This is a genomic window from Streptomyces sp. NPDC046939, assembly GCF_040644575.1.
Lineage (GTDB): Bacteria > Actinomycetota > Actinomycetes > Streptomycetales > Streptomycetaceae > Streptomyces.
This window is the reverse complement of record NZ_JBEYWV010000043.1, coordinates 16115-39717: the sequence shown is the minus strand read 5'-3', so window position 1 is coordinate 39717 and position 23603 is coordinate 16115. Positions and strand designations below refer to the sequence as shown.

The 23603-nt window shown below is 72.5% G+C and carries 25 protein-coding genes and 1 riboswitch; of the genes, 12 read left to right on the top strand and 13 right to left on the bottom strand.

Annotation, left to right across the window (positions count from 1 at the left end; translation table 11 throughout):
• Positions 1–141: 141 nt before the first annotated feature.
• The gene (locus ABZ877_RS34920) at positions 142–1584 is read left to right on the top strand and encodes a GuaB1 family IMP dehydrogenase-related protein (protein ID WP_361079747.1); all 1443 of its coding nucleotides are present in this window, start codon (positions 142–144) and stop codon (positions 1582–1584) included.
• Between the two features lie 27 nt (positions 1585–1611).
• On the opposite strand, the gene ABZ877_RS34915 is transcribed toward ABZ877_RS34920, so the two are convergent.
• The 7 genes from ABZ877_RS34915 to ABZ877_RS34885 are packed head-to-tail and all read right to left on the bottom strand — an operon-like array spanning position 1612 to position 6369.
• Positions 1612–1977 carry an ATP-binding protein gene (locus ABZ877_RS34915; RefSeq protein WP_361079745.1) on the bottom strand — a complete coding sequence of 122 codons (366 nt, stop codon included), beginning with the start codon at positions 1975–1977 and terminating at the stop codon, positions 1612–1614.
• A 9-nt stretch (positions 1978–1986) separates the two neighbouring features.
• Positions 1987–2370 carry an STAS domain-containing protein gene (locus ABZ877_RS34910; protein ID WP_361079743.1) on the bottom strand — a complete coding sequence of 128 codons (384 nt, stop codon included), beginning with the start codon at positions 2368–2370 and terminating at the stop codon, positions 1987–1989.
• Positions 2367–3614 (bottom strand): PP2C family protein-serine/threonine phosphatase, encoded by a 1248-nt coding sequence (locus ABZ877_RS34905; RefSeq protein ID WP_361079741.1) that lies wholly within the window; start codon positions 3612–3614, stop codon positions 2367–2369. The genes ABZ877_RS34910 and ABZ877_RS34905 overlap by 4 nt, the downstream gene beginning before the upstream one ends.
• A complete protein-coding gene (locus ABZ877_RS34900) occupies positions 3611–4633 on the bottom strand; it encodes a SpoIIE family protein phosphatase (RefSeq protein ID WP_361079739.1) in 1023 nt (340 codons plus the stop codon). The genes ABZ877_RS34905 and ABZ877_RS34900 overlap by 4 nt, the downstream gene beginning before the upstream one ends.
• Entirely contained in the window at positions 4630–5085 is a 456-nt protein-coding gene (locus ABZ877_RS34895) for an ATP-binding protein (RefSeq protein ID WP_361079737.1), read from the bottom strand. Before ABZ877_RS34895 ends, ABZ877_RS34900 begins: the two co-directional genes overlap by 4 nt.
• Positions 5075–5485, bottom strand: a complete 411-nt coding sequence (locus ABZ877_RS34890; protein WP_361079735.1) for an STAS domain-containing protein — start codon at positions 5483–5485, stop codon at positions 5075–5077. Before ABZ877_RS34890 ends, ABZ877_RS34895 begins: the two co-directional genes overlap by 11 nt.
• Positions 5482–6369, bottom strand: a complete 888-nt coding sequence (locus tag ABZ877_RS34885; protein WP_361079734.1) for an STAS domain-containing protein — start codon at positions 6367–6369, stop codon at positions 5482–5484. The genes ABZ877_RS34890 and ABZ877_RS34885 overlap by 4 nt, the downstream gene beginning before the upstream one ends.
• Positions 6370–6829: 460 nt before the next feature.
• Here ABZ877_RS34885 and ABZ877_RS34880 point away from each other — a divergent pair, with 460 nt between their 5' ends.
• From ABZ877_RS34880 to ABZ877_RS34870, 3 genes are all read left to right on the top strand, one after another.
• Positions 6830–8323 carry an amino acid permease gene (locus ABZ877_RS34880; RefSeq protein ID WP_361079732.1) on the top strand — a complete coding sequence of 498 codons (1494 nt, stop codon included), beginning with the start codon at positions 6830–6832 and terminating at the stop codon, positions 8321–8323.
• 10 nt (positions 8324–8333) lie between these two features.
• Positions 8334–8786, top strand: a complete 453-nt coding sequence (locus ABZ877_RS34875) for an Lrp/AsnC family transcriptional regulator (RefSeq protein ID WP_361079730.1) — start codon at positions 8334–8336, stop codon at positions 8784–8786.
• Between the two features lie 243 nt (positions 8787–9029).
• Entirely contained in the window at positions 9030–10736 is a 1707-nt protein-coding gene (locus tag ABZ877_RS34870; protein WP_361079728.1) for an NAD(P)/FAD-dependent oxidoreductase, read from the top strand.
• A 13-nt stretch (positions 10737–10749) separates the two neighbouring features.
• Here the strand turns inward: ABZ877_RS34870 and ABZ877_RS34865 are convergent, their stop codons facing one another.
• From ABZ877_RS34865 to ABZ877_RS34850, 4 genes are all read right to left on the bottom strand, one after another.
• Positions 10750–11679 (bottom strand): LLM class F420-dependent oxidoreductase, encoded by a 930-nt coding sequence (locus ABZ877_RS34865; RefSeq protein ID WP_361079727.1) that lies wholly within the window; start codon positions 11677–11679, stop codon positions 10750–10752.
• A 96-nt stretch (positions 11680–11775) separates the two neighbouring features.
• Positions 11776–12489 carry a DUF5995 family protein gene (locus ABZ877_RS34860; RefSeq protein WP_361079724.1) on the bottom strand — a complete coding sequence of 238 codons (714 nt, stop codon included), beginning with the start codon at positions 12487–12489 and terminating at the stop codon, positions 11776–11778.
• Between the two features lie 76 nt (positions 12490–12565).
• The gene (locus tag ABZ877_RS34855; protein ID WP_361079722.1) at positions 12566–13951 is read right to left on the bottom strand and encodes a solute carrier family 23 protein; all 1386 of its coding nucleotides are present in this window, start codon (positions 13949–13951) and stop codon (positions 12566–12568) included.
• A 94-nt stretch (positions 13952–14045) separates the two neighbouring features.
• Positions 14046–15248, bottom strand: coding sequence for an MFS transporter (locus ABZ877_RS34850; protein ID WP_361079720.1), 1203 nt, complete (start codon positions 15246–15248; stop codon positions 14046–14048).
• Between the two features lie 118 nt (positions 15249–15366).
• Here ABZ877_RS34850 and ABZ877_RS34845 point away from each other — a divergent pair, with 118 nt between their 5' ends.
• The gene (locus tag ABZ877_RS34845; protein WP_361079718.1) at positions 15367–16653 is read left to right on the top strand and encodes an ROK family transcriptional regulator; all 1287 of its coding nucleotides are present in this window, start codon (positions 15367–15369) and stop codon (positions 16651–16653) included.
• Here ABZ877_RS34845 and ABZ877_RS34840 read toward each other — a convergent pair.
• Both ABZ877_RS34840 and ABZ877_RS34835 read right to left on the bottom strand, forming a co-directional pair.
• Entirely contained in the window at positions 16541–17275 is a 735-nt protein-coding gene (locus tag ABZ877_RS34840) for an NAD(P)H-binding protein (RefSeq protein ID WP_361079716.1), read from the bottom strand. The two genes, ABZ877_RS34845 and ABZ877_RS34840, sit on opposite strands and share 113 nt — an antisense overlap.
• Positions 17276–17382: 107 nt before the next feature.
• Complete coding sequence (locus ABZ877_RS34835; RefSeq protein WP_361079714.1) at positions 17383–18309, bottom strand: RNA polymerase sigma-70 factor; 927 nt, start codon at positions 18307–18309, stop codon at positions 17383–17385.
• Positions 18310–18421: 112 nt separating this feature from the next.
• Positions 18422–18552, top strand: a riboswitch (FMN riboswitch).
• Positions 18553–18725: 173 nt separating this feature from the next.
• On the opposite strand from ABZ877_RS34835, the gene ABZ877_RS34830 reads away from it, so the two are divergent.
• Genes ABZ877_RS34830 through ABZ877_RS34800 form a run of 7 tightly spaced genes read left to right on the top strand, consistent with a single transcriptional unit; the run spans position 18726 to position 23498 of the window.
• Positions 18726–19364, top strand: a complete 639-nt coding sequence (locus tag ABZ877_RS34830; RefSeq protein WP_361079712.1) for a riboflavin synthase — start codon at positions 18726–18728, stop codon at positions 19362–19364.
• On the top strand, positions 19361–20011 hold the full coding sequence (locus ABZ877_RS34825) for a nicotinamide mononucleotide transporter family protein (RefSeq protein WP_361079710.1): 651 nt from the start codon (positions 19361–19363) through the stop codon (positions 20009–20011). Before ABZ877_RS34830 ends, ABZ877_RS34825 begins: the two co-directional genes overlap by 4 nt.
• Positions 20008–21294, top strand: a complete 1287-nt coding sequence (locus ABZ877_RS34820) for a bifunctional 3,4-dihydroxy-2-butanone-4-phosphate synthase/GTP cyclohydrolase II (protein ID WP_361079707.1) — start codon at positions 20008–20010, stop codon at positions 21292–21294. Before ABZ877_RS34825 ends, ABZ877_RS34820 begins: the two co-directional genes overlap by 4 nt.
• A gap of 46 nt (positions 21295–21340) precedes the next feature.
• The gene (gene ribH / locus ABZ877_RS34815; protein ID WP_361079706.1) at positions 21341–21826 is read left to right on the top strand and encodes a 6,7-dimethyl-8-ribityllumazine synthase; all 486 of its coding nucleotides are present in this window, start codon (positions 21341–21343) and stop codon (positions 21824–21826) included.
• Positions 21827–21860: 34 nt separating this feature from the next.
• Positions 21861–22133 (top strand): phosphoribosyl-ATP diphosphatase, encoded by a 273-nt coding sequence (locus tag ABZ877_RS34810; RefSeq protein WP_361079704.1) that lies wholly within the window; start codon positions 21861–21863, stop codon positions 22131–22133.
• A gap of 55 nt (positions 22134–22188) precedes the next feature.
• Positions 22189–23037, top strand: coding sequence for an ATP phosphoribosyltransferase (hisG, locus tag ABZ877_RS34805; protein WP_361079702.1), 849 nt, complete (start codon positions 22189–22191; stop codon positions 23035–23037).
• An 11-nt stretch (positions 23038–23048) separates the two neighbouring features.
• Positions 23049–23498: a PH domain-containing protein gene (locus ABZ877_RS34800; RefSeq protein WP_361079701.1), complete on the top strand. Its 450-nt coding sequence runs from the start codon at positions 23049–23051 to the stop codon at positions 23496–23498.
• The last annotated feature ends 105 nt before the right edge of the window (positions 23499–23603 follow it).

Here is a 23603-nt window from a genome sequence, read left to right as displayed (position 1 = left end):
CGATCGTCCGAGCCCGGCCTGCGACCTTGGGAGGTTCGGCCCGGAGACGGCTTCACCGCGCGCGTGGGAAAATGAAGTACGTGCTTTGTGCCCCGGAGGGTTCCTCCCGGGGACCCCTTCTACCGACTGGGATGTCCGCACGTGCGTTTCCTCAATGACATCAAGCCCGCGTACGACCTGACGTACGACGACGTCTTCATGGTGCCGAGCCGGAGCGCCGTCGGCTCCCGCCAGGCCGTGGACCTCTCCTCGCCGGACGGCACGGGCACCACGATCCCGCTGGTCGTCGCCAACATGACCGCGATCGCCGGGCGCCGCATGGCCGAGACGCTCGCCCGCCGCGGCGGACTCGTCGTCATTCCGCAGGACATCCCGATCGAGGTCGTCACCGAGGTCATCTCCTGGGTCAAGACGCGCCACCTCGTCCTCGACACCCCGATCATCCTCGCGCCGGGCCAGACGGTCGCCGACGCCCTCGCGCTCCTTCCCAAGCGCGCGCACAACGCGGGCGTCGTCGTCGACGACGAGCTGCGCCCCGTCGGTGTCGTCACCGACGAGGACCTGACCGGCGTCGACCGCTTCACGCAGCTCTCCGAGGTCATGTCCCGTGACCTGCTGCTGCTCGACGCGGACATCGACCCGCGCGACGCCTTCAACAAGCTGGACGGCGCCAACCGCCGCTACGCCCCCGCGGTCGACAAGGACGGCAAGCTCGCCGGCATCCTCACCCGCACCGGCGCCCTGCGCGCCACCCTCTACACCCCGGCCACGGACGCGAACGGCAAGCTGCGGATCGCCGCCGCCGTCGGCATCAACGGCGACGTGGCGGGCAAGGCCAAGCAGCTTCTCGACGCGGGCGTGGACACCCTCGTCATCGACACCGCCCACGGCCACCAGGAGTCGATGATCAGCGCGATCAGGACGGTGCGCGCGCTCGACCCGCAGGTGCCGATCGTGGCGGGCAACATCGTCGCCGCCGAGGGCGTCAGGGACCTCATCGAGGCGGGCGCCGACATCATCAAGGTCGGGGTCGGCCCCGGCGCCATGTGCACCACCCGCATGATGACCGGCGTCGGCCGCCCGCAGTTCTCCGCCGTCCTGGAGTGCGCCGCCGAGGCGAAGAAGTACGGCAAGCACGTGTGGGCCGACGGCGGTGTCCGCCACCCGCGCGACGTCGCCATGGCGCTCGCCGCGGGCGCCTCCAACGTCATGATCGGCTCCTGGTTCGCCGGGACCTACGAGTCCCCGGGCGACCTCCAGCACGACGCGCAGGGCCGCGCCTACAAGGAGTCCTTCGGCATGGCGTCCGCGCGCGCCGTGAAGAACCGGACCTCGGAGGAGTCGGCCTACGACCGTGCCCGCAAGGCGTTGTTCGAGGAGGGCATCTCCACCTCCCGGATGTTCCTGGACCCGCAGCGTCCGGGCGTCGAGGACCTGATCGACTCGATCATCGCGGGCGTCCGCTCGTCCTGCACCTACGCGGGCGCCAACTCGCTGGAGGAGTTCGCGGAGCGGGCGGTCGTCGGGATCCAGTCCGCCGCCGGTTACGCCGAGGGCAAGCCGCTGCACGCGAGCTGGAGCTGATCTCCGGGGCGGTGGGGGCGGTGCCGGTCAGAGCGACGGCGCCGCCCACGCCGCCTCGATGCGTTTGCCGCCCGGCGCCGGGAGCACCGCGAGCCGTTCGGCGAGCCGCTCCACCATGTGCCAGCCGAATCCGCCGCCGCCGCCCAGGTCGGGGGTGCGCGGCACGGGCGGGCGCGGGTCGCCGTCCTCCACCGTCACCGCGAGGCCGCCCTCGTCCACCCGCAGGCGCAGGCGCGCCGGGGTGGCGGTGTGCCGCGACGCGTTGGTGACCAGCTCCGAGACGACGAGCAGGACCGCGTCGGCGTCGGCCCACGGGCAGTGCTCGGCGAGGAACCGGGCTGTGGCGCCCCGGGCCTGGGTCCCCGTCAAGGGGCCGTCCACCACGATCTCCATAGCTGACAGCTACCCCGCCGCCGGATCTTCATGGTCGCCGCCCCCGGTGGGGGGCAGGACGGTGTCGAGCCCCGTGATCAGGAAGATCCGTTCGACCGCCGGGGAGAGCCTGCTGATCGCCAGCACGGCGTCGCGCTCCAGGAGCCTGCTGCGGGCCCGCAGCAGCACGTTGATGCCGCCGGAGTCGAAGAACCGCACCCCCGACAGATCGAGGGTGACGGTGGTGCCGGGCTCGGTCGCGAGCGCGGTCACCGCCGCGAGCAGGTCGGGCGCCGTCTCGTAGTCGAGGTCGCCGGTGAGGGCCATGACGGGGCCGTCGGGACCGTCCGTGACGGTGCGGCCCTGCGCCGTGCCGGGGCCGTCGGGTATGGACTCGGATGCCGCGTGGCTCATCGGCTCCTCCGTACGGTCAGGGCGAGTGTGTCGTCCGGGTGCAGGATCACGGTGTGCATGTCCTCGGCGAGGGCGCCGGGGATGTCCTCGGTGGGGCGGTGGCGGTGGCGGACGGCCGCCTCGACGAGTCTGCGCTCGCCCTCGTAGGGGTCGCGGCGGCTCTCGGTGAGGCCGTCCGTGTAGAGGACGAGCAGGTCGCCGGGGGCGAGCCGCTCGTGCCAGAGGCGGTCGCTGCCGGCCATCGGGTAGCCGACGCCGCGCCCGCGCACCTCCAGGAAGCGGGCCGTGCCGTCGTCGGAGACGAGGAGCGGCGGCGGGTGGCTGCCGTTGGCGAGGTCGACGTGGCCGGTGGCCGGGTCGATGCGGGCGAGCAGGACCGTCGCCATCAGCTCACGGTCGTAGGGCAGCAGGATCTCGTCGGTCCGCGCGATGATCGTCTCGAGCGGGTGGCCCTCCAGGGCGAGCGTGCGCACGGCGTGCGTCACGTTCAGGGCGCTGCTGGTACTGGTGAGGCCGTGGCCGAGCGCGTCGACGACCGTGATGTGCACGGTGCCGTCGGGCAGCTGGAACCAGTCGTACAGGTCGCCGCCGGTCGGCGCGTCGGTGCCCGCGGGCGCGTAGTGGATGGCCAGTTCGAGCCCGTCGACCTTCATCGGGCCGGGGCGCAGCGCGTCCTCCAGTTCACGCAGCATCTGGCCGTGGGCGCGGCGCAGTTGCTCGTCGCGCTCCTCCAGCTGGACGTAGAGGGCGAGGACGCCGCTGTTCGTCTCGTCCAGCTCGTGGGTGAGGCGGCGCCGGTCGGCCTCCAGGGCGTCGGCGCGGGCCACCGCCACCCGCAGCTCCTCCTCCAGGAGGGCGGTGGGGGAGGGATCGGCGCACTCCAGGGCCTCCAGGGCCGGGGGACGGCGCTGGCCCGGCAGCGGCACCTGCCACACCGTGGCGTCCGCCTCGCGCGCGGCGGGCAGCGGCAGCGTCTCCACCGACGCGGCCCAGGGCGCGGCCGGGGCGTGCAGCCGCACGGTCAGGGACTGCCGGTGCGCGGAGTGCTCGTAGGCGCTCTCCAGGGTCACGGGCCGGCCCGCGCGCAGTTCGGTCTCCGCGACGCGGGCCACCGAGAGGGTGAGCCGGGTGCGGAGCTCGGCCGAGAGCCGGAACGTCACCGCCAGCGCCCGCACGGCGGCCCGCAGATCGGCCGCCGAGCGGTGGGTCGAGCGCTGAGCAGGCACGGCTGCCCGGTCCGTCATGTGTTCCTCCTTGCCGCCCCGGAGACCAGGGCGGTCGCGTCGTCCCGCGCCGAGCGGTGGCCGTGCCCGAGGGCGGCGGCCAGCAGCCGGGGCGGCAGCCCCAGCAGGAACGGGGGCGCGGAGTCCGCCCAGCGCGGCGCGATGCCGTCGCTGTGCAGGACCGCCGCGCTGTCCTCGGCCATCGGCAGCGTACGGGTCCGCGGCCTCGGCATGTTCCAGCCCACGACACCAGGCTGCCCGGTGTCGCGGGCGGCGATGCCGGCGTGGCCGACCAGGAGCAGGCGTACGTTGCCGACCCCGCAGTGCTCGACCGTGCCGGGCCGCAGACGCACCAGGGAGACGGCGGCGCCGCGGGTGCCGCGCAGGGCGCGGTCCATCGTCGTGAGCAGCTCGGGCAGCGGACGGTCCGGGTTCTCGCGGAAGACCCGGACGGCCTCGGCGCTCGCCCCGGCCGCCTCGGCGCCGTGCCCGAGGCCGTCGACGACGACCGCGGTGCGGCCGCCGGGGTCGTCGACCACAGCCGCGCTGTCCCCGCACAGCTTCTCGCCGCGCAGCGGCAGGCAGACCAGGCCGAGGTCGGCCGCTGCCGGGGCCGCGCCGGGCGCGTGGAAGCGGGCGCAGATCAGGGTGCCGAGGCCCGGCAGGGTGCGCAGGGTCAGCTCGTCGGCGAGCCGCTGGGCCGCGCCCATGCCGGAGCCGAGGGTGCCGATGGTGCTGTAGCCGTCGACCATGGCGCGGTCGGGGCTGGCCATGCCGGGGCCCCGGTCGACGGCGGTGACGTCGATGCCGCCCGCCCCGCTGTCGGCGGGACGGCGCTGCACGTAGACGGCGCCCTCCACGGCGTGCCGCAGGAGGTTCTCGGCGAGCTCGGTGGTGAGCACGGCGGCCCGCTCGACGGTGGTGGCGTCGAGCCCGGCCGCCCGCGCGGCGTCCTTGGCGAGGGACGCCGCGTGGTGCACGGCGCTGGGGTGGTCGACGACGACGTGGGCGGTCACGGCGACGTCGGCGAAGGCCGTCACCGCACCGTCCAGCGCACGACGGTGACGGTGGTCCCGGCGCCGGGACGGCTCTCCACGTGGAACTCGTCCATGAGCCGCCGGGCCCCGCCGAGGCCGTGGCCGAGGCCGTTGCCGGAGGTCCAGCCGTCGGTCATGGCGGCGCCGAGGTCCGGGATGCCGGGCCCCTCGTCCCGTATGACGAGGCGGATGCCGTCGGCGCCGCCCCGCTTGAGCAGTTCGACGGTGAGGGTGCCGCCCCCGCCGTGGATGTAGGCGTTGCGGGCCAGTTCGCTCGCCGCCGTCACCACGCGGGTCTGGTCGACCAGGCCGAAGCCGCACTCGACCGTCGCCGCGCGCACGGCGTGACGCACCGTCAGCAGGTCGTCCTCGGACCGCACTTCGTAGCTGCGGCGGACGGTCACCTGGGCCGCGGGGCCGTGGTGCACCGCGCGGGCGGCGAGCTCATCGGACATGGTCACGGCCTGGGCCCTCCGGGGTCCGCTGCCAGCCGAGCGCGGCGAGCGCCTGCTCGGCGTTGAGCGCCGTCTCGACGCCGGTCAGCCGGATGCCCAGCTCGACCAGGGTGATCGCGACGGCGGGGCGCATGCCCGCGACGATGACCCGCGCGCCCAGGAGCCGGGCCATGTGCGTGAGCTCCATCAGGGTGCGGGCCACGAACGAGTCGATGAGTTCGAGCCGCGAGATGTCGATGAGGACACCGCGGGCGCGGTCGGCGACGATCCGCTCGGTCAGCTCCTCGGTGAAGGCGATCGCGGAGCGGTCGTCCAGCTCGTTGAGCAGCCCTGTCACCAGGACGTCCGCGAGCCGCAGGATCGGAACGCCCGTCGTGCCGGGCGTCGGCGGTGTCGTCACGTGGCGGCCGACTCGGTCACGGAGAAGCCGACGGCGGGCTGCTCGGTCATCTTCATCGCGTCGGCGAGCGCGTCCGCCAGCGTCGCGCGGGTCATGATGGTGGACAGGTCGATTCCCAACTGGGCGATGGTCTGGGCGATGGGCGGCCGGATCCCGCTGATGACGCAGTCCGCGCCCATCAGGCGGACCGCGTTGACGGTGTGCATGAGGTGCTGGGCGACCGCCGTGTCGACGGTCAGCACACCGGTGATGTCGATGATGGCGATCTTCGCCTCGTCGTCCTGGATCGCCTGGAGCAGCGACTCCATGACGATCTGGGTCCGGGCCGTGTCGAGCGTGCCGATCAGCGGCACGGCGAGCACGTGCCGCCACAGGCGCACGACGGGCGTGGACAGCTCCATGAGCTGCCGGCTCTGCCGCTGGATGATCTCCTCGCGCCCCTCGACGTAGGTCTCGAAGGAGAGGGCGCCCGCGGCGTCGAGCATGCGGTTGACGAGGACCGCCGCCGAGAACAGCTCGCTCGTGTCGCGGGTGGTGTGCTGCACCGCGGCGAGGAGCGCCTCCTTGAGGGAGAGGACGGCGAGCGCGGTGTCGGTGGGGGTGGCGCCGGCGCGGACCCGGCGCAGGGAGAGCTGCGTCACCGTCGTCCGCAGGTCGTGGTGCGAGGTCACGAGCCGCTCGACGGGGACGTCGCTCGCCAGGGCCTCGGTCAGGGCGTCGATGAGCAGGTGCGCCTCCTCGCGCAGCGCGCTCTCCGGCAGGTCCGCGCCGAGAGCCGCCTGCTCGAGCTGGAGCGTCGTCCAGCGGTCGGCGATCTGCCCCTCCTGATCACGCAGCGCCTCGAGCAGCACCTTGCGGATGTCGTCGGTATCGCTGGTACTCACAAGCCCCTCTTCACACCGTTCTCTTCGTCTTGTCTCTGTATGGCCCATGCACCTCGACCATGATGCACACACCGAATCTTCACCGCGTCCCCCAGGGTGGTGACGCGCCGCCGCCCCGTGGCGACCGGCTTCTCGGCCGACGCACGGGACGGCCCGTCCGCGTACCCATGAACCGAAGGTTCATGCCCCCTGAACCGATGTGAGCCCGGCCACACCAAGCACGCAACAGACGAAACGGACGCCGCAACGAACATGCGCACGACCGGGATTCGCGCAACGATCGTCCGGCCGCGCGCAAGGTTGCTGCATTACAGCCGGGAAGTCACGTCCTCTAGAGTCATCCGCTGTACGCGGCACGGCGGGAACGCGCTGCTCGGCGCTCCCCCGTTCGCGGTGTGACCGATCAGACGCCTCCTCGCCCGGCCCTACCCCCTACCGGCAGCGATGAAGGAGCCAGTCCGTGCTCGATCACGGCGCACCCCCGCGCAACCCCCACGACGAGTCCGCGAGCGCGGGCCTCGGCGCCCGTCTGATGCGCCGCAAGCCGGTGGAGCGGCTGGTCGAGGAGGGTGGCCAGGGCGAGGGCGGTCAGCTGCGGCGCTCGCTCGGGCTGTGGCAGCTCACCATGATCAGCATCGGTGCCACGCTCGGCACCGGCATCTTCGTCGTCCTCGGCGAGGCCGTCCCGAAGGCGGGCCCCGCCGTCACGCTCTCGTTCGTGATCGCGGGCCTCACCGCCCTCTTCTCGGCCCTGTCCTACGCCGAGCTGGCCGGCTCCATCCCGGTCGCGGGCTCCTCCTACTCGTACGCATACGCAACGATGGGCGAGCTGATCGCCTGGGTGTGCGGCTGGTGCCTGGTCCTGGAGTACGGGGTCTCCGTCGCCGCCGTCGCGGTCGGCTGGGGCGAGTACCTGAACGAGCTGCTCGACGGCACGATCGGCGTCACCATCCCCGACGTCCTCTCCGCACCGCCCGGCGACGGCGGCATCTTCAACCTGCCCGCGCTCATCGTCGTCCTGCTCGCCATGGTGTTCCTGCTCGGCGGCGCCAGGGAGTCCGCGCGCGCAAACACGATCATGGTCGTCGTCAAGATCGTGTCGCTGCTGCTTTTCTGCGCCATCGGCCTCAAGGGCTTCCAGTCCGGCAACTACGAGCACTTCATGCCGCTCGGCATGGCGGGCGTCAGCGCCGCCGGAGCCACCCTCTTCTTCTCCTACATCGGCTTCGACGCCGCCTCCACCGCCGGCGAGGAGGCGAAGAACCCGCAGCGCGACCTGCCGCGCGCGATCATGCTCTCCCTCGTCATCGTCACCGCGCTGTACGTCCTCGTCGCCGCGGTCGCCGTCGGGGCCCGGCCCTGGAAGAAGTTCAGCGACTCCGAGGCCGCGCTCGCCGGGATCATGAAGGACGTCACGGGCCAGTCGTTCTGGGCGACGCTGCTCGCCGCGGGCGCCGTCATTGCCATCGCCTCCGTCGTCCTGACCGTGCTCTACGGGCAGACCCGCGTCCTGTTCGCCATGAGCCGCGACGGGCTCGTGCCCAAGGTGTTCTCCAAGGTCCACGCCAGGAGCGGGGCGCCGCGCGCCAACACCGTCCTCGTCTCCCTGTTCTGCGGCGTCCTCGCCGCCGCCGTCCCGCTCGGCCAGCTCGCCGACGCCACCAGCATCGGCACGCTCTTCGCCTTCGCCCTGGTCAACGTCGCCGTGATCGTGCTGCGCCGGACCCGCCCCGACATGGAGCGCACCTTCCGGGTGCCGCTGTCGCCGCTCTTCCCGGCCGTCGGCTTCGCGCTCTGCGTCTGGATGATGGGCAGCTTGTCCACGATCACCTGGATCGTCTTCGGTGTCTGGATGGCCGTCGGCCTCGTGTTCTACTTCTGCTACGGGATGCGCCGCTCCCGTCTCGCCGCCCCCGCACAGCCCTCCGCCGCCCCCTCAGAGCCCCAGAAGTGAACCTCCTGCCTTGCTGAACGATCTCGACGAACGCATCGTGCACGCCCTCGCCGAGGACGCCCGCCGCTCCTACGCCGACATCGGCCAGATCGTCGGCCTGTCCGCGCCCGCCGTGAAGCGGCGCGTGGACCGGCTGCGGGCCACCGGCGCGATCACCGGCTTCACCGTGCGCGTCGACCCGGCCGCGCTCGGCTGGGAGACCGAGGGCTTCATCGAGATCTACTGCCGCAGCAACACCTCGCCGGACGCGATCCGGCGGGGCCTGGAGCGCTACCCCGAGGTCGCCGCCGCCTCCACCGTCACCGGGGAGGCGGACGCCCTCGTCCAGGTGTTCGCCTCCGACATGCGCCACTTCGAGCGCGTCCTGGAACGGATCGCGGGGGAGCCCTTCGTCGAGCGGACCAAGTCCGTGCTCGTGCTCTCCCCGCTGATGCGCCGCTTCACCTCCGGCTCGCCCGTCTGAGCCCGCGCAACGAATCGCCGTACAGGCGCTCTCGTACGCAACGGATCACCTCGGCAGACGCAACAGACGCGTCTTGTCCCACCCAGCGCGCGAAACGTACCGTCATAGCGGCCCCGGTGAGCCCGGTGGCCCCCTCACACCACGGCCGTACGTATCCGAGCACAGCCATGCCGTCGTCGCCGCCGCGAACCCCGTAGCCGCGTACCCCCGCGTACCGGCGTATCCGCAAGGAGCCCGTAGCCCATGACGTCCACGGTGCCGACCGCCGTCCAGCACACCGAGGCGCAGCAGCCGCCGATCACCATGTTCGGCCCCGACTTCCCGTACGCCTACGACGACTTCCTCGCGCACCCCGCGGGGCTCGGGCAGATACCGGCGACCGAGCACGGCACCGAGGTCGCCGTCATCGGCGGCGGCCTGTCCGGCATCGTCGCCGCGTACGAGCTGATGAAGATGGGCCTCAAGCCCGTCGTCTACGAGGCGGACAGGATCGGCGGCAGGCTGCGCACGGTCGGCTTCGACGGGACGCCGCCGGACGCGGCCGGGCTCAGCGCCGAGATGGGCGCGATGCGCTTCCCGCCGTCCTCGACCGCGCTCCAGCACTACATCGACCTGGTGGACCTCAAGACGCGGCCGTTCCCGAACCCGCTCTCCCCGGCGACCCCTTCGACCGTCGTCGACCTCAAGGGCGAGAGCCACTACGCCGAGACGATCGACGACCTGCCGCAGGTCTACCGCGACGTCGCCGCCGCGTGGGCCGCCTGCCTGGAGGAGGGCGCCGACTTCTCCGACATGAACCGGGCGATGCGCGAGCGGGACGTGCCGCGCATCCGCGAGATCTGGTCGCGGCTCGTCGAGAAGCTCGACAACCAGACCTTCTACGGGTTCCTCTGCGACTCCGAGGCGTTCAAGTCCTTCCGTCACCGCGAGATCTTCGGCCAGGTCGGCTTCGGCACCGGCGGCTGGGACACCGACTTCCCCAACTCCATCCTGGAGATCCTGCGCGTCGTCTACACCGAGGCCGACGACCACCACCGCGGCATCGTCGGCGGCTCCCAGCAGCTCCCGCTGCGGCTGTGGGAGCGCGAGCCGCGGAAGATCGTGCACTGGCCCCTCGGCACCTCCCTCGCGTCGCTCCACGAGGCGGGGACGCCCCGGCCCGCCGTGACCCGGCTCGCCCGCACCGCCGGGAACCACATCACCGTCACCGACGCCGACGGCGACATCCGCACCTACCGCGCCGCGATCTTCACTGCGCAGTCCTGGATGCTGCTCTCCAAGGTGGCCTGCGACGACGCGCTCTTCCCGATCGACCACTGGACGGCGATCGAGCGCACCCACTACATGGAGTCCAGCAAGCTGTTCGTGCCGGTCGACCGGCCGTTCTGGCTGGACAAGAACCCGGCGACCGGGCGCGACACCATGTCGATGACGCTCACCGACCGCATGACGCGCGGCACCTACCTCCTGGACGACGGGCCGGACAAGCCCGCCGTCATCTGCCTCTCCTACACGTGGTGCGACGACAGCCTGAAGTGGCTGCCGCTCTCCGCGAACGAGCGCATGGAGGTCATGCTCAAGTCGCTCGGCGAGATCTATCCGGACGTCGACATCCGCAAGCACATCATCGGCAACCCGGTCACCGTGTCCTGGGAGAACGAGCCCTACTTCATGGGCGCGTTCAAGGCGAACCTGCCCGGCCACTACCGCTACCAGCGCCGCCTGTTCACCCACTTCATGCAGGACCGCCTCCCCGAGGACCGGCGCGGCATCTTCCTCGCCGGCGACGACATCTCCTGGACGGCCGGCTGGGCCGAGGGCGCCGTGCAGACCGCGCTCAACGCCGTCTGGGGCGTCATGCACCACCTGGGCGGCGCCACGGACCCGACGAACCCCGGCCCCGGCGACGTGTACGACGACATCGCACCCGTCGAGCTGCCTGAGGACTGACCCTCCAGAGGGGTCAGACCCCGGCCGACCTGGCCTTCTCGTAGACCTCCGCCGCGACGTCCGTCAGCTCCCGGGCGTCGCGGCAGTCGCCCTGGAGGTCGATGAGGATCTCCTCCAGGCCGACCTCGTCGTGCGCGACCAGGTCCTCGACGATCTGGTCGACGCTGCCCTGGAACGGGCGCCGGTCGTCGGCCGTGCACGGCTCGCGCGTGTAGAGCGTGTTCGCCCGCAGCACGCTCTGGAGCGGCGCCGTGCGGCCCCGCTCCTCGGCGAGCGCGCGCAGCTCGGCCCACTGCCGCTTCAGGGCCTCGGCACCGGTCGCCGCGGGCATCCAGCCGTCCGCGCGGTCGACCAGGCGCCGCGCGGCCCTCGCGCTGTTCGCGGGCAGCAGGATCGGCAGCGGGCCCGCGGGCTTCGGCCCGACCACGGACGGTGCGATCGTCGTCAGCTCGCCCTCGTACGCGACCGGGTCCGGGCCCCACACCGCCCGGCACACCGCGATCAGCTCGTCCAGGACCTTGCCGCGCCGCTCGAAGGGGGCGACACCGGCCGCCGCGTACTCGTCGCGGGACCAGCCGGTGCCGAGCCCGGCGACGACCCGGCCGCCGCTCGCCGCGTCCAGCGAGGCGAGGGCGCGGGCCAGCTGGAACGGCACGTGCAGCGGCGCCACGAGGACGCTTGTCCCGAGCCGCGCCCGCGAGGTGACCGCCGCCGCGAGCGTGAGGGAGACCAGCGGGTCGGCGACCGAGCGGTACCGGTCGGGCCAGGGGAGCCCCGGGATGCCGTAGAGCCCCTGCCGGGCGGGTTCGGGGAACAGGATCCGCTCGAAGACCCAGAGGCTGTCGTAGCCGATGTCCTCTGCGGCGCGGGCCACGTCGGGAATGTCGCGGCCGACGTCGTACTGTCGCATCTGCGGGAGGCCGAGGCCGAGGCGGGTCGCCATACCGTGCTCCTTCGTCGCATGCGCACCGGATGTCGCAAGGCTTAACGCGCGGGCGCCGCCCGGGAGTTCCGGGTACTCGTGTACGGGGAACGGTTCTCAGCCGGGCAGCGGGGTGAGCAGCATGCGGCCCACCAGCCCGGCCGACGTGTCCAGGGAGCGGGCGAACTCGGCCGCCACGCCCGGCAGCCCGCGCAGCGCCCACAGCGCGCGGGCCGCGCCCCACGCGGCGTCGCGCGCCCGCTCCAGGCTCCACGAGCCGAGCAGATGGGTGAGCGGATCGGCGACCTGGAGGAGGTCGGGGCCCGGCATCAGCTCCTCGCGGATCCGCTCCTCCAGGGTGATGAGAAGGTCGCCGACGCGCTCGAACTCGTCCTCCAGGGCGGCCGGCGCACAGCCGAGGGCATGGCAGGAGTCCACGACGGCGAGGGCCAGGTCGTGCCCGATGTGCGCGTTGATGCCCGCGAGCGCGAACTGGAGCGGGTGGACGCCGGGGTGGCGGCGGAACTGCAGCAGCGGCCGCCAGCACGCCGGTCCGAGCGCCGGTCCGGGGGAGGCCCCGTCGACGGCCGTCAGGTAGCGCTCCGCGAAGCGGACGTCGAGGGTGACCGCGGCGGCGCGGTCCGGGAAGCCGCCCGCCGGGCCGCTGTCGATGGCCCGGTCGACCGCCTCCGTGACGGCGAGGTAGACCCGGTTGAAGACCGCCACGCCGTCCCGGGGCGGCAGGCCGGCGGCGAGCGCGCGCATCCGCGCGATCACCGCGTCGACCCCCTGCGCCGCTGCGAGCGGCTCGTACTGCTGCGACTGCGCCATGAGCGAAGAGTCGCAGCCGGGGCACGTCGCGGGCGCGGGCCCGCTCACGGCTTCCCCAGAACGAGCGAACCGGGACCTACCGCCGCGCCTCCTCGTCGTACGTCGACGTACCCGCGTCGAGCAGTGGCTCCTGCGTCTTCAGGTGCGCGGGCGCCAGGGCGCGCAGCGCGTGGTAGCCGGTGATGACGACGATCGTGCCGAGCGCGATGCCGCTGAGGGAGAAGGTGTCGCTGAACTTCAGGGAGACGTTGCCGACGCCGATGATGATGCCCGCGGCGGCGGGGACCAGGTTCAGCGGGTTGCGCAGGTCCACCTTGGCGTTGATCCAGATCTGCGCGCCGAGCAGGCCGATCATGCCGTAGAGGATGACGGTGATGCCGCCGAGGACGCCGCCGGGGATCGCCGCGACGATCGCGCCGAACTTCGGGCACAGGCCGAAGAGGAGCGCGAACCCGGCCGCGGCCCAGTAGGCGGCCGTCGAGTAGACGCGGGTCGCGGCCATGACGCCGATGTTCTCGGAGTACGTCGTGTTGGGCGGGCCGCCGACGGCGGTGGAGAGCATCGAGCCGACACCGTCGGCGGAGATCGCGGTGCCGAGCTTGTCGTCCAGGTTCTCGCCGGTCATCTCGCCGACGGCCTTGACGTGTCCGGCGTTCTCCGCGATGAGCGCGATGACCACGGGCAGCGCGACGAGGATCGCGGACCACTCGAACGACGGTCCGTGGAAGGTGGGCAGCCCGATCCAGTCCGCCTTGCCGACGGCGGAGAAGTCCAGACGCCAGTGGTCGACGGCCTCGGCGCCGCCGTTCACCGAGTGGATCTTGCCGAAGATCCGGTCGAGGAGCCACGAGATCACATAGCCGAAGATCAGCCCGAGGAAGATCGCGATGCGGGACCAGAAACCGCGCAGGCACACCACGGCCAGACCGGTGAACAGCATCACCAACAGCGCCGTCCACTGGTCGGCGGGCCAGTACGTGGACGCCGTCACCGGCGCCAGGTTGAAGCCGATCAGCATGACGACCGCGCCGGTGACGACCGGCGGCATCGCCGCGTGGATGATCCGCGCCCCGAACCGCTGCACCGCGAGGCCGACGAGGAAGAGCACGGCGCCGACGACGAGGACCGCGCCCGTCACGGTGGCGCTGCTGCCTCCTTGCGCCCGGATCACGGCCGCGACCCCGACGAAGGAGAGCGAACAGCCCAGGTAGCTGGGGACGCGGCCGCGCGTCGCGAGCAGGAAGATCACCGTCGCGACGCCGGACATCATGATGGCGAGGTTCGGATCGAGCCCCATGAGCACGGGGGCCACGAAGCTGGCGCCGAACATGGCGACCACGTGCTGCGCGCCGAGCCCGATCGTGCGCGGCCACGTCAGCCGCTCGTCGGGGCGGACGACGGCGCCGGGGGCCGGGGTCCGGCCGTCGCCGCCGTGCAGTTTCCAGCGGACGCCGAGGTCCATGTGCGTTCTGCTTTCTCTGGCTCGAAACGATCGCCTCATGGTAAGGGCACGTACGTACGAGCCTCGCGCCGAGCCGAGCCCGCCGCCACCGGTCTCAGTTCGTCCGCGCCACCGACGCGTCCTTCTGGGCCGCCGTCGTGCGGTCCGCCCCGCGCAGCACCCCGGCGAACGCCATCAGCCCGCACGTCAACGCCGTGACCAGGCCGAACGACACCACGAGGCTCGTCATGTCGGCGACCGTACCGATGGCCGACGGGGCGATCAGGCCCGAGGTGTACGTGATCGTGGCGACGCCCGCGATGGCCTGGCTCGGGTTGGGCCCGCTGCGCCCGGCCGCCGCGAAGGCGAGCGGGACGACGACCGCGATGCCGAGCCCGAGCAGACCGAACCCGGCCATCGCGACCGGCGGGTTCGGGGCCAGGACCACGAGCAGCGCGCCGGCCGTGGCCATGACACCGCTCACCCGTACGGTGCGCACCGCGCCGAAGCGGTCCACGACGGCGTCGCCCGCGATCCGGGCCAGCGCCATGGTGAGCGTGAACGCCGTGGTGCAGGCGGCGGCGAGCCCGGCCGAGGTGTCGAGGACGTCCCGCAGATAGACCGCCGACCAGTCGAGGCTCGCGCCCTCGGCGAAGACGGCGCAGAACCCGACGGCGCCGATGAGCAGCGCGGACCTGGGCGGCAGCGCGAACCGCGGGGGCGCCTCCTCGCCCTCGGCCGGGCGCAGGTCGAGCACCCACTGGCAGGCGGTGAAGCCCACGGCGGTCAGGACGGCGGCGGCGAGCAGGTGGTGCAGGCGGGCGTCGGCGCCCAGGTGCGCGGCGAGGGTGCCGCCCGCCGAGCCGATGAGCGCGCCGACGCTCCACATGCCGTGCAGCCCCGACATGATCGATTTGTCGAGGCGGGTCTCTATCTCGACGCCGAGCGCGTTCATCGCCACGTCCGACATGCCCGCCGTCGCGCCGTAGACGAAGAGGACCGCGCAGAGGGTGAGCAGGTTCGGGGCGAGCGAGGGCAGGACCAGGGACAACGTCCACAGGGCGAGCAGGCCGCGCAGCGCCGTCCGCGCGCCGAACCGGTGGGTCACGCTGCCCGCGAGCGGCATCGCCACGGACGCGCCGATGGCGGGGAAGGCGAGCGCGAGGCCGAGCTGGCCCGCGCTGACGCCCGCGTGGTCCTGGATCCACGGCACCCGGGTCGCGAAGGACCCGGTCACCGCGCCGTGCACGCAGAACACGGTCGCGACGGCGTAGCGCGCCCGCTTCACGTTCCGCAGCGCGTACGTCACTTCACTCATCCGGCGGGCCCCTCCCGGTCTCAGTCCCCGCACGCGTCCCGTCCGCGTCCGAGGTCGCCGCCGTAAACTATCAGGAACCCTGCCTGATAGTTACCCTGTTTCCGCGTAGGATCCCGCCATGCCCGCATCTCCGAGGACCGCACGCGCCATCAACGACCGGCTCGCGCTGCGCTTCCTCCAGGACGAAGGCCCGCTCACCGCCGGGCAGTTGAAGGACCGCACGGGGCTCTCCCGGCCCTCCGTCGCCGACCTCGTCGAGCGGCTCACCGCGTCCGGGCTCGTCACGGTGGTGGGGGAGGCGGGCGCCCAGCGGCGCGGCCCCAACGCGCGCCTCTACGGGATCGTCGCCGACCGTGCCCACCTCGCGGCGCTCGACGTGCGCACCGAGAGCGTCCGCCTCGTCGTCGCCGACCTGCTCGGCACGGTGCTCGCGCGGGCGTCCCTGCCGGTCGAGGCGGGGGAGCGGACCGGCGCCGCCGTCGAGCGCGCCGTCGCCCTCCTCGAACACACGGCGAAGGAGGCGGGCATCGACCATCTGCACACGGTCGGCGTGGGCGCCCCCGGTCTCATCGACCCGGCGACCGGCGAACTCCGCGACTCCTCCGGGCTCCCCGAATGGCACCGCCGCCTCGTCACCGTCCTCCAGGAGCGCCTCCCCGCCCGGATCCTGGTGGAGAACGAGACGAACCTCGCGGCCCTCGCCGAACAGCTCGACGGCGCCGCCCGCGCGCAGGACACCTTCGTGCTGCTCTGGCTCGGGCTCGGCATCGGCGCGGCGGTCGTCCTCGACGGCAAGCTGCGCCGCGGCGCCTCCGGCGGCACCGGCGAGGTCGGCTTCCTGCCCGTCCCCGGCACCACCGGACTGCCCTCCGCGACCGGCTGCGACGGCGGCTACCACTCCCTGGCCGGCTCGGCCGCCATCCTCGGCCTGGCCGCCGCCCACGGCCTCGCGGCCCCCGGCGAGCCGGTGGAGCGCGCGGCCGAGGTGGTCCGCGAAGCGGTCGCCTCCGGCGCGGACGCCTTCCTCGACGCACTCGCCGACCGCGTCGTCCTCGGCGCCGCCGCCGTCGTCGCCGTGCTCGACCCCGGCTTCCTGGTCCTGGCCGGCGAGGTGGGCCGGGCGGGCGGCGAGGCCCTGGCCCACCGCGTCGCCACCCGCCTCACGCGGATGTCACCGCTGGCCACGGAGGTGCGGCCGGGGGCGCTCGGCGGCGGCGCGGTGCTGCGCGGGGCGCTCCTGATGGCCCGCGAATCGGCGCAGGAGGCCGTCTTCGGGGCCGACGGCCAGGCGCTCAGCGCCGCGCCAGGAACTCCTCGAACGTCCCCTTCCCCACCGCCTGCTCCGGCGCCAGATGCCCGCCCGCCCGGAACGCCCGGTACGTCTTCCCCGCCAGCGGGACGCTGACCACCGCCCGCCGCCTGCCCTCCGCCCGCAGGTAGGCGCGGGCCAGGTCCCTGAACGTACGGACCTCGGGTCCGCCCATGACGGGGACGCGGCCCGCCGGGGGCCCGACGGCGAGCTCCGCCAGCCGGCCGGCGACCTCCGAGACCTCGATCGGCTGGTCGTCGAGGCCGGCCGGGAGCGGCATCACCGGTGACTTCGCGAAGGTGCGCAGGATGTCGTGGACGAACTCGTGGAACTGGGTCGTGCGCAGCACGGTCCAGCCGAGCCCGGACTCCTCGATCAGCCGCTCCACCGCGAGCTTCGCCTTGTAGTAGCCGAACGGCACCCGGTCCACACCGACGATCGAGATGTAGACCAGGTGCGGGACCCCCGCCCGGCGGGCGGCCGCGATCAGGTTCCGCGCCGCCTCCTCGTCGCCCCCGCGCGGCGACGACGCGCAGTGCACGATGACATCGGCCCCGTCGACGGCCCGGTCGAGCGCGGGGCCGCCCTCGCGCAGGTCCACCGCGTACGGCTCGGCCTTCCTGCTCAGGACCCGTACCTCGTGCCCGTCCCCGCGCAGCCGCTCGGCGACGAGCCGGCCCAGCGTCCCGGTCCCCCCGGTCACCAGAATCGTGGTCACGGCCGCATCAGCTCCTTCGTACCCCGGAGCGCTCCCTCGTGGAGCACCCGTCAGCAAGGGAGAACCGGCGGACGCCCGGGAATGTGACAACCCCCGGACGGCGCTCCTCAGCCCTCCCGTGCCGCGGCCAGCTGGGCGCCCATGAACTCCAGCTTGTCGGGGTTGAGCACCGTCTGCGCGGCCACCACGAGCCCGCCCCGCACCTCGAAGGTGACGACCGCGAACAGCCTGCCCCCGACCGTGACGACCAGCCCCGGGCCCCCGTTGACCTCGGCGACCGACAGCTCCGCGCCGACGAGGTACCGCTCCGCGACGCCCACCAGGAACCGCAGCACCTTCTCGCGGCCCTCGACCGGCCTGCGCGCCGCGCTGACCTTGCCCCCGCCGTCGCCCCACCAGACCACGTCGGCGGCGAGGAGCTTCTCCAGCGCGGCCAGGTCGCCCTCGCGCGCCGCCCCGACGAACGCCTCCGCCAGCTCCCGCCGCACCCGCTCCGACGGTGCGAACCGCGCCCCGGGCTCCCCGATCCGCGCCGTGGCCCGCCGGTACAACTGGCGGCAGTTCGCCTCCCCGAGACCGAGCACCGAGGCGATCTCCCGGTAGCCGTACGCGAACGCCTCCCGCAGCACGTACACCGCCCGCTCGGTCGGCGTCAGCCGCTCGAGGAGGAGCAGAAGCGCGGCGGAGACCGACTCGCGCTGCTCGGCCGATTCCAGGGGCCCGAGCGCGCCGTCGGAGGTGAGGACCGGCTCGGGCAGCCAGGGCCCCGCGTACCTCTCGCGCCGTGCCCGTGCCGACGTCAGCCGGTTCAGGCAGAGGTTGGTGACGACCTTGGCGAGCCAGCCGCCGAGATGCTCGACCGAACCCGGCTCGGTACCGGCGAACCGCAGGTAGGCGTCCTGCACCACGTCCTGCGCCTCCTCGGCGGAGCCGAGCATCCGGTAGGCGAGCGAGAACATCCGCGGGCGGTGCCGCTCGAACTCGGCGGTGCGGTCGGGGCCTTCCGCCGGGCCGGCGGCTGAGCTGGTCGTCACGTGGTCAGCCTGTCAGACGGGCCCACCGCGACCGGCGGCCCTGTGAGCCAGCCCACAGTATTCGCATGCATCCGCATCGATCGGACGTGGCACACTGGCCATGTACCAGAAGCAGCGCACTCCGGGGTCGGTGAAAGTCCGAACCGGCGGTTACAGTCCGCGACCCGGTCACGTCCAGTGACCGGTTGACCAGGTGAAATTCCTGGACCGACGGTTAAAGTCCGGATGGGAGGCAGTGCGCGGCGGGCGGGCACCCCAGGGTGCGCGTCGCCGTCTGTTCCGGGTGCCGTCCACACGTCGTGGCCGGTCCGGTCTCTCGGCGTCGTCCCCGGTGACCGGTGTCGCAGTCCGTACGTTCTGTCGTCGTCGCACGACAGTGCCCCGGAGTCCATGCCCTATGAGGGAGGACCCGGGAAGTGTTCACCGGAATCGTCGAAGAGCTGGGCGAGATCACCGCCGTCGAGATGCTCGACGACGCGTGTCGCTTCCGCGTCCGCGGCCCCGTCGTCACGCAAGGCGCCAAGCACGGCGACTCCATCGCGGTCAACGGGGTCTGCCTCACCGTCGTCGAGCACGACGGGGACTCCTTCACCGCCGACGTCATGGCCGAGACCCTCAAGCGCTCCAGCCTCGGCGCGCTCACGACCGGCTCCCGCGTCAACCTCGAACGCCCGATGGTCGCGGACGGCCGCTTCGGCGGGCACATCGTGCAGGGCCACGTCGACGGCACCGGCACGATCATCGAGCGGCTGCCCTCCACGCACTGGGAGATCGTCAAGGTCTCGCTCCCCGCCGAGCTGGCCCGGTACGTCGTCGAGAAGGGCTCCATCACCGTCGACGGCGTGAGCCTGACCGTCGTCGAGGCGGGCGCCGACTACTTCACCCTCAGCCTCATCCCCACCACCCTCGACCTGACCACGCTCGGCATCAAGCAGCCCGGCGACCCGGTCAACCTCGAGGTCGACGTCCTCGCGAAATACGTCGAGCGGATGCTCGGTTACCAGGGCAGCGATCAGCGAAGCGACCGGGACAGCGCCCAGGGGGGCACCAAGTGAACTGGCTCAACACCGAAGCGTTCACCCTCTTCGACCAGCACATTCTCTGGTCGGACATGATCGGCAACACCATCGGTCTGATCGCCCTCGCGCTCGGCTGGCGCCGCTCCATATGGACCTGGCCCGCCCAGCTGGTCTCCGGCGCGATCCTGCTCACCGCGTTCGCCACCGCCCACCTCTCGGGCAGCGCGGGCAAGCAGCTCGTCGTCATCGTCGTCGCCCTGTTCGGCTGGTGGCAGTGGAACCGCGGCACGGGCCAGGCGCAGGACGGCTCCATCGCCGTACGGTTCGCCACCTGGCGCGAGCGCGGCGCCCTCGTCGCCGCCGCCGCGCTCGGCACCCTCGCCGTCGGCGGACTGTTCACCGCGTTCCCGACGCTGTCGTGGGACCCGTGGCCGGACGCGTACATCTTCGTCGGGACCGTCGTCGCCATGTACGCCCAGGCGCGCGGCATGGTCGAGTTCTGGTTCGCCTGGCTCCTCGTCGACGTCGTCGGCGTCCCGCTGAACTTCGCCAACGGCTTCGCCTTCTCCGGCTTCGTCTACGTCATCTACGGCGCGCTCGTCCTGTGGGGCATGCGCGACTGGTGGCTGCGGTCCCGCGCCGCCGCGGCCAAGGCCCCCGCGCTCGAAGGAGCCCACGCATGAGCACCGCAGCCCACCTGTACGAGATCACCGACACCGACCTCACCCTCGACCCGGTCGAGCAGGCGATCCGCGACATCGCGGCGGGCCGCCCCGTCGTGGTCGTCGACGACGAGGACCGGGAGAACGAGGGCGACCTCGTCGTCGCCGCCGAGAAGATCACGCCCGAGATCGTCGCCTTCATGATGAGCGAGTGCCGCGGCCTGATCTGCGCCCCCATGGAGGGCGCCGAACTCGACCGGCTCGACCTGCCGCAGATGGTCGGCGACAACACCGAGTCGATGAAGACCGCGTTCACCGTCTCCGTCGACGCCTCCGGCGCCCACGGCGTCACCACCGGCATCTCCGCCGCCGACCGCGCCACCACGCTCCAGCTCCTCGCGAGCGGCACGGCCGAGCCCGGCGACCTCGTCCGGCCCGGCCACATCTTCCCGCTGCGCGCCCGCACCGGCGGCGTCCTCGCACGCAACGGCCACACCGAGGCCGCCGTCGACCTCGCCCGCCTCGCGGGCCTGCGCCCGGCCGGCGCCATCGTGGAGATCGCGGGCGAGGACGGCGTGATGCTGCGCCTGCCCGAGCTGATCCCGTTCGCCCGCAAGCACGGCCTGACGATCATCTCCATCGAGGACCTCATCGCCTACCGCCGCTCCGCCGAGCCCACCGTCAAGCGCGAGGCGACCGTCCACCTGCCCACCGCCTTCGGCGAGTTCACGGCGTACGGCTACCGCTCCACGGTCGACGGCGTCGAGCACGTCGCCCTCGTCCACGGCGACATGGGTACGGGCGAGGATGTCCTGGTCCGCATCCACTCCGAATGCCTCACCGGCGACGTCTTCCACTCCCTGCGCTGCGACTGCGGCCCCCAGCTGGAGGAATCGATGCGCCGCATCGTGGAGAACGGCCGCGGCGTCGTCGTCTACCTGCGCGGTCACGAGGGCCGCGGCATCGGCCTGCTCTCCAAGCTGCGCGCCTACGAGCTCCAGGAGCGCGGCCGCGACACCCTCGACGCCAACCTGGAGCTGGGCCTGCCCGCCGACGCCCGCGACTACGCGGCCGGCGCCCAGATCCTCGACGACCTCGGCGTGCGCACCCTGCGCCTGATGACCAACAACCCCGACAAGACCGACGCCCTCACCCGGCACGGCCTCGTCGTCACCGCCCGCGAGCCCATGCCGATCAGCGCGGGCGAGCACAACCTCCGCTACCTGCGCACCAAGCGGGACCGGATGGGCCACGACCTGCCCTGGCTGGACGCCCCGACGACGTCCGCCTGCACCAACCAGTGATCTGTATCCCGCAACCCCTGAACCATCTACGTACGAGGAGAAGCGCGTGAGCGGCAAGGGTGCCCCCGAACTGAGCGTGAAGAACTGCGGCGACCTGCGCGTGGCCGTCATCGCCGCCCAGTGGCACGAGAAGGTCATGGACGGGCTCGTCGACGGCGCCCTGCGCGCCCTCACCGAGCTGGGCATCAGCGAGCCCACCGTCCTGCGCGTCCCCGGCAGCTTCGAGCTGCCGGTCGTCGCCAAGGTCCTCGCGGGCCGGGGCTACGACGCGATCGTCGCGCTCGGCGTCGTCATCCGCGGTGGCACCCCGCACTTCGAGTACGTGTGCCAGGGCGTCACCCAGGGCCTCACCCAGGTCTCCGTCGACACCGGCGTCCCCATCGGCTTCGGCGTCCTCACCTGCGACACCGAGGAGCAGGCGCTCGACCGCGCGGGCATCGAGGGCTCCCGCGAGGACAAGGGGCACGAAGCGGTCACCGCGGCCGTCGCCACCGCCACCACGCTGCGTACCGTCTCCGAACCCTGGCGTTAGGGGCGGGGGAGAGCCGCGTAAAGTAGGGGCCACCATGTCCAATAAGACGTTCGAGGAGCTCTTCGCCGAGCTCCAGCAGAAGGCCGCCACCGGCGACCCCGCCACTTCCCGCACCGCAGAGCTGGTCGGCAAGGGCGTCCATGCCATCGGCAAGAAGGTCGTCGAGGAGGCCGCCGAGGTCTGGATGGCGGCCGAGCACGAGGGCAAGGAAGCCGCCGCCGAGGAGATCTCGCAGCTTCTGTACCACGTCCAGGTGATGATGGTCGCCCGCGGCATCTCCCTCGACGACGTGTACGCCCATCTCTGAGCCGGCCCCCGAGTCCGTTCACCTCTCTCCCCCTTACGCGAAGGAATCCGTCCTCATGCTGCGCATCGCCGTCCCCAACAAGGGTTCACTGTCCGGACCTGCGTCGGCGATGCTCCATGAGGCCGGCTACCGCCAGCGCAAGGAGTCCAAGGAACTCGTCACGGTCGACCCGGACAACGAGGTCGAGTTCTTCTACCTGCGCCCCAAGGACATCGCGATCTACGTGGCCTCCGGCAAGCTCGACATCGGGCTCACCGGCCAGGACCTCCTGATCGACTCCGGGGCCAACGCCGAGGCGATCCTCCCCCTCGGCTTCGCCCGCTCCACCTTCCGCTTCGCCTCCCGGCCCGGCGCGGTCAAGGACCTCGCCGACCTCGCGGGCAAGACGATCGCCACCTCCTACGAGGGCATCGTCGGCAAGTACCTCGCCGAGCACGGCGTCGACGCCTCCGTCGTCCACCTCGACGGCGCCGTGGAGACCGCCATCGAGCTCGGCGTCGCCGACGCCATCGCCGACGTCGTCGAGACCGGCACCTCCCTGCGCAACGCGGGCCTGGAGGTCTTCGGCGAGCCGATCATGAAGTCCGAGGCGTGCGTCATCCGCCGCAAGGGCGACAGCGCCGACGAGCCGAAGGTGCAGCAGTTCCTCCGCCGCCTCCAAGGCGTCCTCGTCGCCCGCACGTACGTGATGATGGACTACGACTGCCGCGCCGAGCACCTGGAGAAGGCCGTCGCCCTCACCCCGGGCCTGGAGTCGCCGACTGTCTCCCCGCTGCACAACGAGGGCTGGGTCGCCGTGCGCGCCATGGTCCCCGCCAAGGACGCGCAGCGCATCATGGACGACCTGTACGCCCTCGGCGCGCGGGCCATCCTCACCACGGCCATCCACGCCTGCCGCCTCTGAGGACGCCGACCATGTCCGACCCCGTCGCCCCTCCCGCCCTGCCCGTCACCTTCCGGCCCGGCCACACGCGCGTCATCCTGCACGCGCTGGGCGCCGCCTGTTTCGTGGTGATCAGCGCGATCGCCTTGCTCATCGACACGATGAGCGCGGGGGAGAAGCTCAGCTTCATCTTCACCGCCGCCCTGTTCTGGGGCGTGCTCGCGCTGCTCGCGCGGCCCAAGGTCGTCGCCGACGAGGACGGCGTCACGGTCGTCAACATCGCGCGTGGCCGCCGCCTCGCCTGGGCGGAGATCGTCCGGGTCAACCTGCGCCCCGGCGACCCCTGGGTCTTCCTCGACCTCACCGACGGCACGAGCCTCGCCGCGATGGGCATCCAGCCGGCCCTGGCCAGACAGAGCGCCATCCGCGACGCGAAAGCGCTCCGCGCCCTGGCGGAGTCGCGCACGACACATCAGGGCTGAGTCAGGGCCCCGGCCCCTGACACCTTCGCCCCAACCTTGATTAATCTGTTGGGCGGGGCGTGTGCCATGTGCCGCCCCGCCCCTGACGCGCCCGGACGGGCGGGC

Bases quoted from the DNA above. Each gene is read 5' to 3' on its own strand.
- ABZ877_RS34915 (WP_361079745.1), bottom strand. From the start codon at position 1,977: ATGGAGATCGTGGTGGACGGCCCCTTGACGGGGACCCAGGCCCGGGGC.
- ABZ877_RS34910 (WP_361079743.1), bottom strand. From the start codon at position 2,370: ATGAGCCACGCGGCATCCGAGTCCATACCCGACGGCCCCGGCACGGCG.
- ABZ877_RS34905 (WP_361079741.1), bottom strand. From the start codon at position 3,614: ATGACGGACCGGGCAGCCGTGCCTGCTCAGCGCTCGACCCACCGCTCG.
- ABZ877_RS34895 (WP_361079737.1), bottom strand. From the start codon at position 5,085: ATGTCCGATGAGCTCGCCGCCCGCGCGGTGCACCACGGCCCCGCGGCC.
- ABZ877_RS34870 (WP_361079728.1), top strand. From the start codon at position 9,030: ATGACGTCCACGGTGCCGACCGCCGTCCAGCACACCGAGGCGCAGCAG.
- ABZ877_RS34865 (WP_361079727.1), bottom strand. From the start codon at position 11,679: ATGGCGACCCGCCTCGGCCTCGGCCTCCCGCAGATGCGACAGTACGAC.
- ABZ877_RS34860 (WP_361079724.1), bottom strand. From the start codon at position 12,489: ATGGCGCAGTCGCAGCAGTACGAGCCGCTCGCAGCGGCGCAGGGGGTC.
- ABZ877_RS34855 (WP_361079722.1), bottom strand. From the start codon at position 13,951: ATGGACCTCGGCGTCCGCTGGAAACTGCACGGCGGCGACGGCCGGACC.
- ABZ877_RS34850 (WP_361079720.1), bottom strand. From the start codon at position 15,248: ATGAGTGAAGTGACGTACGCGCTGCGGAACGTGAAGCGGGCGCGCTAC.
- ABZ877_RS34845 (WP_361079718.1), top strand. From the start codon at position 15,367: ATGCCCGCATCTCCGAGGACCGCACGCGCCATCAACGACCGGCTCGCG.
- ABZ877_RS34820 (WP_361079707.1), top strand. From the start codon at position 20,008: ATGAGCACCGCAGCCCACCTGTACGAGATCACCGACACCGACCTCACC.
- ABZ877_RS34810 (WP_361079704.1), top strand. From the start codon at position 21,861: ATGTCCAATAAGACGTTCGAGGAGCTCTTCGCCGAGCTCCAGCAGAAG.
- hisG (WP_361079702.1), top strand. From the start codon at position 22,189: ATGCTGCGCATCGCCGTCCCCAACAAGGGTTCACTGTCCGGACCTGCG.
- ABZ877_RS34800 (WP_361079701.1), top strand. From the start codon at position 23,049: ATGTCCGACCCCGTCGCCCCTCCCGCCCTGCCCGTCACCTTCCGGCCC.